Here is a 13,020-nt window from a genome sequence, read left to right on the forward strand (position 1 = left end):
CCGTAGGAGCTGCCGCAGGCTGCGATCTTTAGTTTCTGGCTGTCACCGCTCAAACAACTCCATCTGCTCAAACCCACCGCGCAAATCCTCCAGCCTCACCCCGACCCCGAGCAACCTCACCGGTTTCCCGCCGCGATTGAACGCCTGAGTCAACAGCAACTGGTAACTGCCTAAATCCCGCCCTGCCCCAGCCTGCTCCAGCGTGGTCTGGGTAAAGTCGTGAAACTTCACTTTGACGAACGGCTTGCCCGGCCGGTAGCTGCTGTCAATACGCGCCATGCGCCCCGCCAGTGTTTGCAGCAACTCCGGCAATTTATCCAGGCAACTGACCAGATCCGGCAAATCGACGTCGTAAGTGTTTTCGACGCTGATCGACTGCCGACGACTGTCGTTGTGCACCAGCCGGTCATCAATCCCGCGGGCCAGGCTCCACAGTCTTTCGCCAAAACTGCCGAATTCCCGCACCAGCGCCAGCTTGTTCCAATCACGCAGATGCGAGCAGTCGACGATACCGAGCCTGTTCAATTTGTCCGCTGTGACTTTGCCGACGCCGTGCAGCTTGCTGACCGGCAGCGCGCTGACGAAATCTTCGACCTGATCGGGCGTGATGACGAACAGGCCGTTAGGCTTCTTCCAGTCGCTGGCGATCTTGGCGAGAAACTTGTTCGGCGCGACGCCGGCTGAAACGGTGATGTGCAACTGGTTGGACACGCGTCTTCGAATTTCCTGAGCGATGCGCGTGGCGCTGCCGCCGAAATGCGCGCTGTCGGAAACATCGAGGTATGCTTCATCGAGGGAGAGCGGCTCAATCAACTCGGTGTAATCGCGGAAGATCGTGTGGATTTCCTTTGACGCTTCTCTATAAGCGTCCATGCGCGGCTTGACGATGGTCAGGTCCGGGCACAGCTTCAGGGCATGCCCCGACGACATCGCGGAGCGCACGCCATAAGCCCGAGCTTCATAGTTACAGGTAGCGATAACCCCTCGGCGGTCTGCCGAGCCACCTACCGCCAGCGGTTTTCCGGCCAGTTGAGGATCGTCACGCATTTCGATGGCCGCATAAAAGCAGTCGCAGTCGACGTGGATGATTTTTCGCTGTGTCATATAAAAGCGGCGTTCATCAGGCAGAAACGAAGTCAAAGTGCGTAGGACGCGCAGTATCTCACTGACAACTGTATATAGCACCAGTACCGCGAATCTTCTTTGTACTGTGTAGGAAGAGTAACCGATGAATTTATTTTCTCAATCGACACTCACTGGCTAATAGAGCTGGAGCCCTTGCCATACGTGGCTTTCAGCCGGGTCGCCGAGCCTTGTGTCCTGCTAAGCGATTGAACCTGAACAGTTTTATCTGTATCGAAGGTTGACACGCTGGCGATCCTCTGTAGAATGCCGACACACAGACGCGGGATGGAGCAGTCTGGTAGCTCGTCGGGCTCATAACCCGAAGGTCGTCGGTTCAAATCCGGCTCCCGCAACCAAACATCAAAAAAGGCTACTCGACAGAGTGGCCTTTTTTGTGCGCGCCTGTTTTACAGAAGAAGCGATCAAAGATTCTGCCGTTACGAACGAGAATCCGCGCTGATCCGGAAACCTGCCCCTCCCCTGCGACCGTTTGACGCGATACGTAAGTAATTGACGCTTATTAAATATTAGCGGTTGACACCCCGCCGTTCGCCTGTAGAATGCCGCCACACAGACGCGGGATGGAGCAGTCTGGTAGCTCGTCGGGCTCATAACCCGAAGGTCGTCGGTTCAAATCCGGCTCCCGCAACCAAACATCAAAAAAGGCTACTCGACAGAGTGGCCTTTTTTGTGCGCGCCTGTTTTACAGAAGAAGCGATCAAAGATTCTGCCGTTACGAACGAGAATCCGCGCTGATCCGGAAACCTGCCCCTCCCCTGCGACCGTTTGACGCGATACGTAAGTAATTGACGCTTATTAAATATTAGCGGTTGACACCCCGCCGTTCGCCTGTAGAATGCCGCCACACAGACGCGGGATGGAGCAGTCTGGTAGCTCGTCGGGCTCATAACCCGAAGGTCGTCGGTTCAAATCCGGCTCCCGCAACCAAACATCAAAAAAGGCTACTCGACAGAGTGGCCTTTTTTGTGCGCGCCTGTTTTACAGAAGAAGCGATCAAAGATTCTGCCGTTACGAACGAGAATCCGCGCTGATCCGGAAACCTGCCCCTCCCCTGCGACCGTTTGACGCGATACGTAAGTAATTGACGCTTATTAAATATTAGCGGTTGACACCCCGCCGTTCGCCTGTAGAATGCCGCCACACAGACGCGGGATGGAGCAGTCTGGTAGCTCGTCGGGCTCATAACCCGAAGGTCGTCGGTTCAAATCCGGCTCCCGCAACCAAACATCAAGAAAGGCTACTCGAAAGAGTGGCCTTTTTTGTGTCCGCTAAAAAACCTCTTCGCAACAATGACATGCCTCGCTTTGACACATGGTCTCGGCCAGCAATTTTCGAGACAGAACCACGCTCAGACCTGAACTCTGGACCGCTCGAGACTGCATCGCCATCGCCGATAAACAGCATGCGGCGTAATATTTGGAATTATTTTTTCTTGCAGGGATTGGTAACTCGGCTGGATACCCCCATCCTGTCGCGCACAATCCAAGAGGTGATTGATGCGCGCCAACTCGTCTGATTCACAAGACTCCGTCACCGCGACACAACCGATCAAAGCCGAGCGTTTGCGCTTGCTCGATCGTGTGAGCAAATACCGTCAGCCCATCGGCCTGACGGTGACGCTTCTATTGTTCGCCATCGCGCTTATTGCCTGTCGTCATCTGCTCAGCGAACTCGACCTGTACGCGCTGCACGACTCGATTCTCAATGTGCCAAAGCCGGCATTGCTCGGTGCGGTGGCGGCGACCATTGTCGGCTTCATCATCCTGCTCGGATACGAATGGTCCGCCAGCCGCTATGCCCGCGTGAGCCTAGCACCGCGTACTCTCGCACTGGGCGGCTTCACGGCCTACGCGATCGGCAATGCCATCGGTCTCTCGATGCTGTCGGGCGGCTCGGTTCGTTACCGGCTATATGCGCGTCACGGCCTGGGAGCGTCGGAAGTCGCTCACATGACCCTGTTTGCCAGCCTCTCGCTCGGTTGCGCCCTGCCCCCGCTGGCGGCGCTCGCAACATTGAGCAACCTGCCCGCGGCTTCCGCTGCGCTGGGTTTTTCGGAAACATTGCTGGGGACAGTCGCTGCCGCTGTATTGGTGTTGTTCGCCGCGTTGGCCATCGGCATCTACCGTCGCCGCCTGCCGGAGCAGCCTTACCCGGACAACCTGCTGGTCAAGGCCGGGCGCCGCACCTTGCGTCTTCCGGGTCGCCGCCTGACTTTTCTGCAACTGATCATTACCGCCCTCGACGTTGCCGCCGCAGCCACCGTGCTTTATCTGTTGCTGCCAGAAGCGCCACCGTTCGGTGCGTTCCTGCTCGTGTATCTGCTGGCCCTGGCCGCGGGCGTACTCAGCCATGTGCCCGGCGGAGTGGGCGTCTTCGAAGCCATTCTGCTGGCCGCTTTCGCCGATAAACTGGGCGCCGCTCCGCTGGCTGCTGCGCTTCTGCTCTATCGGCTGATTTATGTCGTGCTGCCATTGCTGGTCGCTTGCTTGCTGCTGCTGATCAACGAAGGCCAGCGCCTGTTTCAGACACGTCAAAGCCTGCGTGCGGCGTCGGGTATGGCGGCGCCGATTCTTGCGTTGCTGGTATTTCTGTCCGGCGTGGTGCTGCTGTTTTCCGGCGTGACCCCGGAGATTGACACCCGCCTGGAACACATCGGTTTTCTGATCCCGCATCGCCTGGTCGACGCTTCGCACTTCGGCGCCAGCCTGGTCGGTGTGCTGTGCTTGTTGCTGGCTCAGGGCTTGCGTCGGCGTTTGTCAGCCGCGTGGATGCTGACCACCATTTTACTGCTGGTCGGCGCCCTGCTCTCGCTGCTCAAAGGGTTCGACTGGGAAGAAGCCTGCCTGATGACGCTGACCGCGAGTTTGCTCGGGGTTTTTCGGCGTTCGTTCTATCGCCCCAGCCGCCTGACTGAACTGCCTTTTTCGCCGCTGTATCTGGTGTCGAGCCTGTGCGTACTGGGGGCATCGATCTGGCTGTTGCTGTTCGCTTATCAAGATGTTCCTTATAGCCATCAGCTGTGGTGGCAGTTCACCCTGGACGCCGATGCGCCGCGCGGTTTGCGCTCGCTACTGGGCGCGGCCGTGCTGTTGCTGGTGGTCTCGCTGACCTGGCTGCTGCGCACTGCACGCCCGGTCATCCACCTGCCGACACCGGATGAACTGGATCGCGCGGCAAAAATCCTCATGGCTTCTGCGCAACCGGACGGCGGCCTGGCCCTGACCGGCGACAAGGCGTTGCTGTTTCATCCCAATGACGAAGCCTTTCTGATGTACGCGCGGCGGGGCCGTAGCCTGGTGGCCCTGTACGACCCGATCGGTCCCGGCCTGCAACGCGCGGAAATGATCTGGCAGTTCCGTGACCTCTGCGATCTGCATCACGCCCGCCCCGTGTTCTATCAAGTGCGCGCCGAGAACCTGCCTTACTACATGGACATCGGTCTCACGGCGATCAAGCTCGGCGAAGAGGCACGGGTCGATTTGCTGCGTTTTGATCTCGAAGCCAAAGGCAAAGAGATGAAAGACCTGCGATACACCTGGAATCGTGGCACTCGCGATGGCCTGTCGCTGGAGATCCATGAACCCGGGCAGGCGCCGATGGATGAGCTCAAGGTGATTTCCGATGCCTGGCTGACGGGCAAGAATGTGCGCGAGAAAGGCTTCTCGCTCGGCCGTTTCAGCGACGACTACCTTAAACACTTCCGCATCGCGGTGATTCGTTTCGAAGGGCGACCGGTGGCGTTCGCCAACCTGCTCGAGACTTACAGTCACGATCTGGCCAGCCTTGACCTGATGCGCGCGCACCCGCAAGCCCCCAAGCTGACCATGGAATTCATGATGGTCGGCCTTCTTCAACATTATAAGAGTCATGGCTACGCGCGCTTCAGCCTGGGCATGGTGCCGCTGTCGGGCTTGCAGCCCCGGCGTGGCGCACCGTTGACTCAGCGCCTGGGTTCGATGGTGTTCCGCCGTGGTGAGCAGCTGTACAACTTCCAAGGCTTGCGCCGCTTCAAAGACAAGTTCCAGCCAGACTGGGAACCCCGTTATATGGCCGTGCCCGCCGGACTCGATCCGCTGGTTGCGCTGGCCGACACCGCCGCCCTGATTGCCGGCGGCCTGACTGGACTGGTGAAACGCTGATGATTCGACGCTCCTTGCGCTATGTATTGGCCACGCTACTAGTGCTGGCCGTGATTGTCGGTGGCGCTTATTGGTATATGAACCGCCCTGCGCCCGAACCGACACTCGAAACGCTGACGGCGGCCGACGGCCCTGCCATGACCCGCGTCATTCCAGGTAACGCACCGCGCGCGCAAGTGCTGGTGGCAGTGAATGCCGAGCAGAAACTTAGCGATAAACAGTTGATGACGTTGAGCCGCTCAGGCTCGGCGCAGATCGTCCAGGTGATCCTGCCGACGGATTGCCTGCTGCAAACTCGCGCCCTGCAAACCGGATTGAGAGCGCTGAACGGCCCGGCGACGCTGGTCAGCGGTATTGGTCCGGGCGCCGTGCTGGCCTGGCGCTGGTTGTCGGAGCAAAAGGACAACAAGGCTCAGGCTGTCTCGGTCGACCTGGCCCTGGAAAAACCCGGCTGCACCCACTTGCTGCCAAAAAGCGCAACCCACGGCCATTGGCTGGTTGCCTGGAATGACAACCCGGACGACACCAGCGCCGGTTTCGTACGCGATCAACCAAACGCCGAGACCAGCATCAGCGACTACGACATCAATCTGCCGCAGGTGCTGAACAACGAACTGCGCAAAATTCTCGTCGGTGGTGACAAGGCCGCTGGCGGCTTGCAGATCCCGGTCGTGGAAGTGCCGGCGGGTCAGGCCAAGGACACCGTCACCCTGTTCCTCTCCGGCGACGGTGGCTGGCGGGATCTAGATAAAGACGTCGCTGGAGAAATGGCCAAGATCGGCTATCCGGTGGTCGGCATCGACACCCTGCGCTACTACTGGCAGCACAAAAGTCCCGAGCAAAGTGCGCTCGACCTGACCGAGTTGATGCAGCACTACCGGCAGAAATGGGGCACCAAACGCTTCATCCTCACCGGCTACTCCTTCGGAGCCGATGTCCTGCCGGCAATCTACAACCGTCTGGAACCGTCCGAACAGCAACGCATCGACGCCATCATCCTGCTCGCCTTCGCCCGCACCGGCAGCTTCGAAATCGAAGTCGAGGGCTGGCTGGGCAACGCCGGCAAAGAAGCCGCCACCGGCCCGGAAATGGCCAGATTGCCCGCCGCTAAGGTCGCGTGCATCTACGGTGAAGAAGAAGCCGATGAAAGCGGCTGCACCGACAAGACGGCTGTTGGTGAAGCGATCAAGCTGCCGGGCGGTCATCACTTCGACGAGAACTACCCGGCGCTGGCCAAGCGGCTGGTGGACGTGATCGAGAAGCGGCAGGGCAAAGTCGCTCAAGAGTAATCTGAGCCGCAAACAAAAAGCCCCCGCTACCGTGAAGGCAACGAGGGCTTTTGCTTACAATCGACGCTCTGCGGCGTCATAAACCTCTGCGTCACGTCGAGCACCGACCGCAACAATCAATACCTGGATCGCCTTCCCGTTAACTCGATAAACAATCCGCGTGTCGCCAGTTCGAATTCGTCTACAACCTGCGAGGCTCGCTCTCAGTGGTTTACCGCTCTTGTCTGGCTCACCGTTGATAATCCGCTCTTCGATCACATCCAGAATGCGATTTGCCGCAACAGCTCCCAGTAGGTCCAGATCCTTTTGGACATCCGGGTGATAGATAACGCCCCACACCATCCCCAGCTCCTTTAGTCTTTTCTGGCGTACCGTGCCCGCATATCGTCATGGCTGACTGCCTGAGCCTCATCAAAACCGGTCAAGCGTTCCCGAGCGGCGACTTCAATCCGAAGGTCATCCAGCTCGTCGAGCATTTCCTGATAGGCATCGACATTGATGATCACCGCTGCTGGTTGATTGTCTTTGAAAATGACCAATCGCTCAGTGGCGCGACTGGAAATCTCCTTAAGCCTCGCGCTGAAGCCCCTGACCATCGCTGTTACAGATATCGCTTGGTCAGCACGCTCTAGTAATGCCGTCATACTCACCTCTCTACACCAACATGCAAATTGAACACACAGTTCTACGCAAAGTATTGCGTTGAATTAGACATCTATCAACCGCCAATCGAGCAAGAGCGACCAACTGTCCTCGCCCGCGTACAAGAAAGCCCCCGCCACCTTCACGGCAACGGGGGCTTTTTGATGCCGCAGCCTTACATCTCCACCTGCGTCCCCAACTCAATCACCCGATTCAGCGGCAGATTGAAGAAACGCAAATTGCCATTGGCGTTCTTCAACATGAACGCGAACAACGCCTCGCGCCAGCGGGCCATGCCTTCCAGTTTGGAGGCAATGACCGTCTCGCGGCTGAGGAAGTAGGTGGTACGCATCGGGCTGAAATCGAGGTCGCTCAGGTGACACAATGTCAGCGCTTGCGGCACATCCGGCTCGTCGACGAAGCCGAAGTGCAGGATCACCCGGAAGAAGCCTTCACCGTGGGACTCGACCTCGAAGCGACGGGTCGGAGGTACGCGCGGGATGTCTTCGTATACCACCGTCAGCAGCACCACTTGTTCGTGCAACACCTGGTTATGCAACAGGTTGTGCAGCAACGCGTGGGGCACAGCGTCCGGGCGCGCGGTGAGGAACACGGCGGTACCCTGAACCCGATGCGGCGGTTGCACGGCAATACTGCTGATGAAAATCGGCAGCGGCAGCCCGCCCTCGTCCATGCGCTCGACCAGCAGCTGCTTGCCGCGCTTCCAGGTGGTCATCAGGACGAACAGTGCGATACCGGCGATCACCGGGAACGCGCCGCCCTGAATGATTTTCGGCACATTGGCGGCGAAGTACAGACCGTCCACCAGCAGGAAACCGAGCAACAGCGGAACCGCCAGAATAGGCGGCCACTTCCACAGCAGCAGGATCACCGCCGACACCAGGATGGTGGTCATCAGCATGGTGCCGGTCACGGCCACGCCGTAAGCCGAAGCCAGCGCGCCGGAAGACTCGAAACCCAGCACCAGCAGGATCACGCCGACCATCAGCGACCAGTTAACCGCGCCAATGTAGATCTGACCCTGTTCGGCGCTGGAGGTGTGCTGGATGTGCATGCGCGGAATATAGCCGAGCTGGATCGCCTGACGGGTCAGGGAAAACGCACCGGAGATCACCGCTTGCGAGGCAATCACCGTGGCCATGGTCGACAAACCAACCAGCGGAATCAGCGCCCAGCTTGGCGCCAGCAGATAGAACGGGTTGCGTGCTGCTTCCGGGTCGCCGAGCAGCAGTGCGCCCTGCCCGAAGTAATTCAGCATCAGCGCCGGCAACACGAGGATGAACCAAGCGCGGGCAATCGGCTTGCGGCCGAAGTGGCCCATGTCGGCGTACAGTGCCTCGGCGCCGGTCAAGGCCAGCACCACGGCGCCAAGGATCGCTACGCCCATGCCCGGATGCACGACAAAAAAGCGCACGGCCCAGGCCGGGTTCATCGCTTGCAACACTTCGGGGTGTTGCAGGATGCCGTAGACGCCCAACGCGCCCAGCACCAAAAACCAGGTGACCATGATCGGGCCGAACAAAATGCCGATTCGCGCAGTGCCGTGACGTTGAATCAAAAAGAGCGCGACCAGCACGATCAAAGACAATGGCACCACCCAATGGTCGATGCCATCGAACGCAAGGCCCAGGCCCTCTACCGCCGACAGTACGGAAATCGCCGGGGTGATCATGCTGTCACCGTAAAAAAGCGCCGCGCCGATCAGACCGCAAACCACCAGCAGGCTACGCAACTTCGCATGCCCTGCCGCCGCGCGCCGAGCCAGCGCGGTCAAGGCCATGATGCCGCCCTCGCCCTGGTTGTCGGCCCGCAGCACGAACATCATGTATTTGATCGAGACCACCCAAATCAGCGACCAGAAGATCAGTGCCAGAATCCCCAGCACGCCGTCATGATTGACGGGCACGCCGTAACCTCCTGAGAACACTTCCTTGAGGGTGTACAGAGGGCTTGTGCCGATGTCGCCATAAACTACCCCGACCGCTGCGACCAACATGCCGATCGGCTTCGCCGCCGAATGTTCCGCGCCCGCCGTCTGACTACTTGCCTGACCCATCCCACACTCCTGATACCCAGACCGGACTTCTTCGGAAAAAGCACTATGCTTAGCTGCGCAGCATGCGCTGTTTTACTAACTGTTACAGACGTTTTGTTGACTGCGAAAAATCGATAAAGCTCAAAACCGCGAAGCATAGCGCAGCACTCGTCGTATTTCCCCGCATAAAGCTGGTCAAGTGCGCGTCCCATCGCTAGAATTGCGCACTTTTTGATCAGAGGCATACCAAGTGCCCGTCAGCCGCCTTGCCGCCCTCGGCATCAGGCGTCACAAATACCGAGGTTAGACATGTCCACAGCTCCTGCGCCGGCCAATCCAAAGGTTGGTTTCGTATCCCTGGGTTGCCCCAAAGCACTGGTCGACTCCGAGCGCATCCTTACCCAGCTGCGCATGGAAGGCTATGACGTGGTGTCCACGTATCAGGACGCAGACGTCGTGGTGGTGAACACCTGCGGCTTCATCGATTCGGCCAAGGCTGAATCTTTGGAAGTGATCGGCGAAGCGATCAAGGAAAACGGCAAGGTCATCGTTACCGGCTGCATGGGCGTGGAAGAAGGCAACATTCGCAAGATTCACCCAAGCGTGCTGTCCGTGACCGGTCCGCAGCAGTACGAGCAAGTGGTCAATGCCGTGCATGACGCCGTGCCGCCGCGCCAGGATCACAACCCGCTGATCGATCTGGTGCCACCGCAAGGGATCAAGCTGACGCCGCGTCACTACGCGTACCTGAAGATTTCCGAAGGCTGCAACCACAGCTGCAGCTTCTGCATCATCCCCTCGATGCGCGGCAAACTGGTCAGCCGTCCGGTCGGCGACGTGCTCGACGAGGCCCAGCGCCTGGTCAAGGCCGGCGTCAAAGAGTTGCTGGTGATTTCGCAAGACACCAGCGCCTACGGCGTCGACGTGAAATACCGCACCGGTTTCTGGAACGGCGCGCCGGTGAAAACCCGCATGACCGAACTCTGCGAAGCCCTGAGCAGCCTCGGCGTATGGGTGCGCTTGCACTATGTTTACCCGTATCCGCACGTCGACGAGCTGATTCCGCTGATGGCTGCCGGGAAAATCCTGCCGTACCTGGACATCCCGTTCCAGCACGCCAGCCCGAAAGTCCTCAAGTCAATGAAACGCCCGGCGTTTGAAGACAAGACCCTGGCGCGCATCAAGAACTGGCGCGAGATCTGCCCGGACCTGATCATCCGGTCGACCTTCATCGTCGGCTTCCCTGGCGAGACCGAAGAAGACTTCCAGTATTTGCTTAACTGGCTGACCGAGGCCCAACTCGACCGCGTCGGCTGCTTCCAGTACTCGCCGGTTGAAGGCGCGCCGGCCAACCTGCTGGACCTGGAGATCGTGCCGGACGACGTCAAGCAGGATCGCTGGGACCGCTTCATGGCGCATCAGCAAGCGATCAGCTCGGCACGTCTGCAAATGCGCGTTGGCCGTGAAATCGAAGTGCTGGTCGATGAAGTCGACGAGCAAGGCGCGGTCGGCCGCTGCTTCTTCGATGCCCCGGAAATCGACGGCAACGTGTTCATCGACAACGGCAGCAACCTGAAACCGGGCGATAAAGTCTGGTGCAAAGTGACCGATGCCGACGAATACGACCTGTGGGCTGAACAGATCTAAAAGCAAAAAATACGAAAGCCCTGCTCTCCTGGCGAGATGCGGGGCTTTTTTAGGTCTATCGTTTGAGGGTGAAAAGGACGCATGACACCAACGACTCAAGGAGCCCCGGCCATGGGCCAACATTCGGTCATTCACACGCCGAGACAGCGCGACTACGTGGAACTCACGCGGGTATGGGAAGCCTCGGTGCGCGCCACCCATGATTTTCTGCCCGACAGCTACATTGAACTGCTGAAAAATCTGGTACTGACCCGCTACCTGGATGCGGTGATGCTGGTCTGCACCAAAGATTCGCGGCAACGCATCACCGGTTTTGCCGGGGTCGCGGTGGGCAAGATTGAAATGCTGTTCATCGATCCGGCCCATCGGGGTCAGGGTTTGGGCAAGCAGTTGCTGCGTTACGCCATGGAGCAGTTCAACGCCGATCAGCTGGACGTCAACGAGCAGAATACCCAGGCGCTGGCGTTTTACCTCAAGCAGGGTTTCGAGGTGGTCGGCCGCTCGGAGGTGGACGGGATGGATCAGCCTTATCCGTTGCTGCACATGCGGTTGCGCCAAAACCAGCAGCGTTCACAACATGCCTGACGCCATAGAACCCCTGTGGGAGCTGGCCTGCCAGCGATGCAGACGCTACGGTTTGTCAGATACACCGAGGTGATGCAATCGCTGGCAGGCCAGCTCCCACAGGAAATTCAGCCGTACTGAAATGGACCCGCGATTAACCGGCGCCAGGCAGGTACAATGCCTACCCCTTTTTTGTTACGGCCCTGTCATGACTGACCCGATTCGTCTCTCCAAACGCCTCATCGAACTCGTCGGCTGTTCCCGTCGGGAGGCTGAGCTGTTCATTGAGGGCGGCTGGGTCACCGTGGACGGTGAGGTCATCGACGAGCCGCAATTCAAGGTCGACACGCAGAAGGTCGAGCTCGATCCGCAAGCCCAGGCTACTGCGCCAGAGCCGGTGACTATTCTGTTCAACGTTCCTGCTGACATGGACGCGGAAACGGCCATGGCTACCATCAGCGCCGAAACCCTGAGCGAAGAACATCGCTTCAGCAAACGCCCGCTCAAGGGCCACTTCCTGCGCCTGACCGCCAGCACTGATCTGCAGGCCAACGCCAGCGGTCTGTTGGTGTTCACTCAGGACTGGAAGATCCTGCGCAAGCTGACCGCCGATGCCGCAAAAATCGAGCAGGAGTATGTGGTCGAGGTTGAAGGCGAGATGGTGGCTCACGGCCTCAACCGTCTGAATCACGGCCTGACGTACAAGGGCAAGGAACTGCCGGCGGTGAAAGCCAGCTGGCAGAACGAAAACCGTCTGCGCTTTGCGATGAAGAACCCGCAACCGGGGGTCATCGCCCTGTTCTGCCAGGCCGTAGGCCTCAAGGTCGTTGCGATTCGGCGCATCCGCATAGGCGGCGTGTCCATCGGCAAAGTACCGCTGGGCCAATGGCGCTACCTGTCCGGCAAAGAAAAGTTTTAAGACTTGTCACGCCGCCCCACTTTTTCGGCGTCGCTGTGTAAGCGGCGCCCACTGCTGAATATCAGGATTGCACACCATGATTCATAACGACGTACTGCGCAGCGTGCGCTACATGCTCGACATCAGCGACAAGAAAGTCATCGAGATCATCAAGCTCGGCGGCATGGACGTGAGCCTCGAGGATTTGCAGACGTACCTCGACAAGAAAGAGGAGGACGAAGAAGGCTTCGTACGTTGCCCGGACGAGGTCATGGCGCATTTCCTTGATGGCCTGGTGACCTTCAAACGCGGCAAGGACGAAAGCCGTCCGCCGCAGCCGATCGAAACGCCAGTGACCAACAACATCATCCTGAAGAAACTGCGTGTGGCCTTCGAACTGAAGGAAGACGACATGCACGCCATTCTCAAAGCTTCCGAGTTCCCGGTCTCCAAGCCGGAACTGAGCGCACTGTTCCGCAAGTTCGGCCACACCAACTATCGCCCGTGCGGCGACCAGTTGCTGCGCAACTTCCTCAAGGGGCTCACTCTGCGAGTGAGAGCGTAAAAAAGCTGCAAGCTGCAAGCTGCAAGCTTGAAGCGGAACCCGATCCTCTTGCAGCTTGCAGCTTGCAGCTTGTA

The 13,020-nt window shown here is 58.8% G+C and carries 10 protein-coding genes and 4 tRNA genes; 10 read left to right on the top strand and 4 right to left on the bottom strand.

What is annotated here, in order from left to right; all coding sequences use genetic code 11:
• Positions 1 to 42: 42 nt before the first annotated feature.
• Entirely contained in the window at positions 43 to 1,104 is a 1,062-nt protein-coding gene (gene dinB, locus F8N12_RS19375; protein WP_150581268.1) for a DNA polymerase IV, read from the bottom strand.
• A gap of 300 nt (positions 1,105 to 1,404) precedes the next feature.
• Between dinB and F8N12_RS19380 the strand changes: the two genes are divergently transcribed.
• The 6 genes from F8N12_RS19380 (at position 1,405) to F8N12_RS19405 (ending at position 6,574) form a co-directional block, all read left to right on the top strand.
• Positions 1,405 to 1,481 (top strand) — tRNA-Met (locus F8N12_RS19380).
• 219 nt (positions 1,482 to 1,700) lie between these two features.
• Positions 1,701 to 1,777: transfer RNA gene (locus F8N12_RS19385), tRNA-Met, on the top strand.
• 219 nt (positions 1,778 to 1,996) lie between these two features.
• Positions 1,997 to 2,073, top strand: a tRNA-Met gene (locus F8N12_RS19390).
• A gap of 219 nt (positions 2,074 to 2,292) precedes the next feature.
• Positions 2,293 to 2,369 (top strand) — tRNA-Met (locus tag F8N12_RS19395).
• A gap of 273 nt (positions 2,370 to 2,642) precedes the next feature.
• Positions 2,643 to 5,285 carry a bifunctional lysylphosphatidylglycerol flippase/synthetase MprF gene (gene mprF, locus F8N12_RS19400; protein WP_150580052.1) on the top strand — a complete coding sequence of 881 codons (2,643 nt, stop codon included), beginning with the start codon at positions 2,643 to 2,645 and terminating at the stop codon, positions 5,283 to 5,285.
• Positions 5,285 to 6,574: a virulence factor family protein gene (locus tag F8N12_RS19405; protein WP_150580053.1), complete on the top strand. Its 1,290-nt coding sequence runs from the start codon at positions 5,285 to 5,287 to the stop codon at positions 6,572 to 6,574. The genes mprF and F8N12_RS19405 overlap by 1 nt, the downstream gene beginning before the upstream one ends.
• Positions 6,575 to 6,628: 54 nt before the next feature.
• Here the strand turns inward: F8N12_RS19405 and F8N12_RS19410 are convergent, their stop codons facing one another.
• From F8N12_RS19410 to F8N12_RS19420, 3 genes are all read right to left on the bottom strand, one after another.
• Positions 6,629 to 6,916 carry a type II toxin-antitoxin system RelE family toxin gene (locus tag F8N12_RS19410; protein WP_150580054.1) on the bottom strand — a complete coding sequence of 96 codons (288 nt, stop codon included), beginning with the start codon at positions 6,914 to 6,916 and terminating at the stop codon, positions 6,629 to 6,631.
• Between the two features lie 11 nt (positions 6,917 to 6,927).
• Positions 6,928 to 7,218, bottom strand: a complete 291-nt coding sequence (locus F8N12_RS19415; protein WP_150580055.1) for a type II toxin-antitoxin system Phd/YefM family antitoxin — start codon at positions 7,216 to 7,218, stop codon at positions 6,928 to 6,930.
• Positions 7,219 to 7,391: 173 nt separating this feature from the next.
• Entirely contained in the window at positions 7,392 to 9,293 is a 1,902-nt protein-coding gene (locus F8N12_RS19420; RefSeq protein WP_150580056.1) for a potassium transporter Kup, read from the bottom strand.
• Positions 9,294 to 9,581: 288 nt separating this feature from the next.
• On the opposite strand from F8N12_RS19420, the gene rimO reads away from it, so the two are divergent.
• The 4 genes from rimO (at position 9,582) to F8N12_RS19440 (ending at position 12,946) form a co-directional block, all read left to right on the top strand.
• Positions 9,582 to 10,919: a 30S ribosomal protein S12 methylthiotransferase RimO gene (gene rimO, locus F8N12_RS19425; RefSeq protein ID WP_150580057.1), complete on the top strand. Its 1,338-nt coding sequence runs from the start codon at positions 9,582 to 9,584 to the stop codon at positions 10,917 to 10,919.
• A gap of 111 nt (positions 10,920 to 11,030) precedes the next feature.
• Positions 11,031 to 11,504, top strand: coding sequence for a GNAT family N-acetyltransferase (locus tag F8N12_RS19430; protein WP_150580058.1), 474 nt, complete (start codon positions 11,031 to 11,033; stop codon positions 11,502 to 11,504).
• A 187-nt stretch (positions 11,505 to 11,691) separates the two neighbouring features.
• Positions 11,692 to 12,402 carry an rRNA pseudouridine synthase gene (locus F8N12_RS19435; RefSeq protein WP_150580059.1) on the top strand — a complete coding sequence of 237 codons (711 nt, stop codon included), beginning with the start codon at positions 11,692 to 11,694 and terminating at the stop codon, positions 12,400 to 12,402.
• A gap of 76 nt (positions 12,403 to 12,478) precedes the next feature.
• A complete protein-coding gene (locus tag F8N12_RS19440; RefSeq protein ID WP_150580060.1) occupies positions 12,479 to 12,946 on the top strand; it encodes a DUF1456 family protein in 468 nt (155 codons plus the stop codon).
• Positions 12,947 to 13,020 lie beyond the last annotated feature (74 nt).

The sequence above is a fragment of the Pseudomonas fluorescens genome (assembly GCF_902497625.1).
In the GTDB taxonomy this organism is placed as follows: domain Bacteria; phylum Pseudomonadota; class Gammaproteobacteria; order Pseudomonadales; family Pseudomonadaceae; genus Aquipseudomonas; species Aquipseudomonas fluorescens_BQ.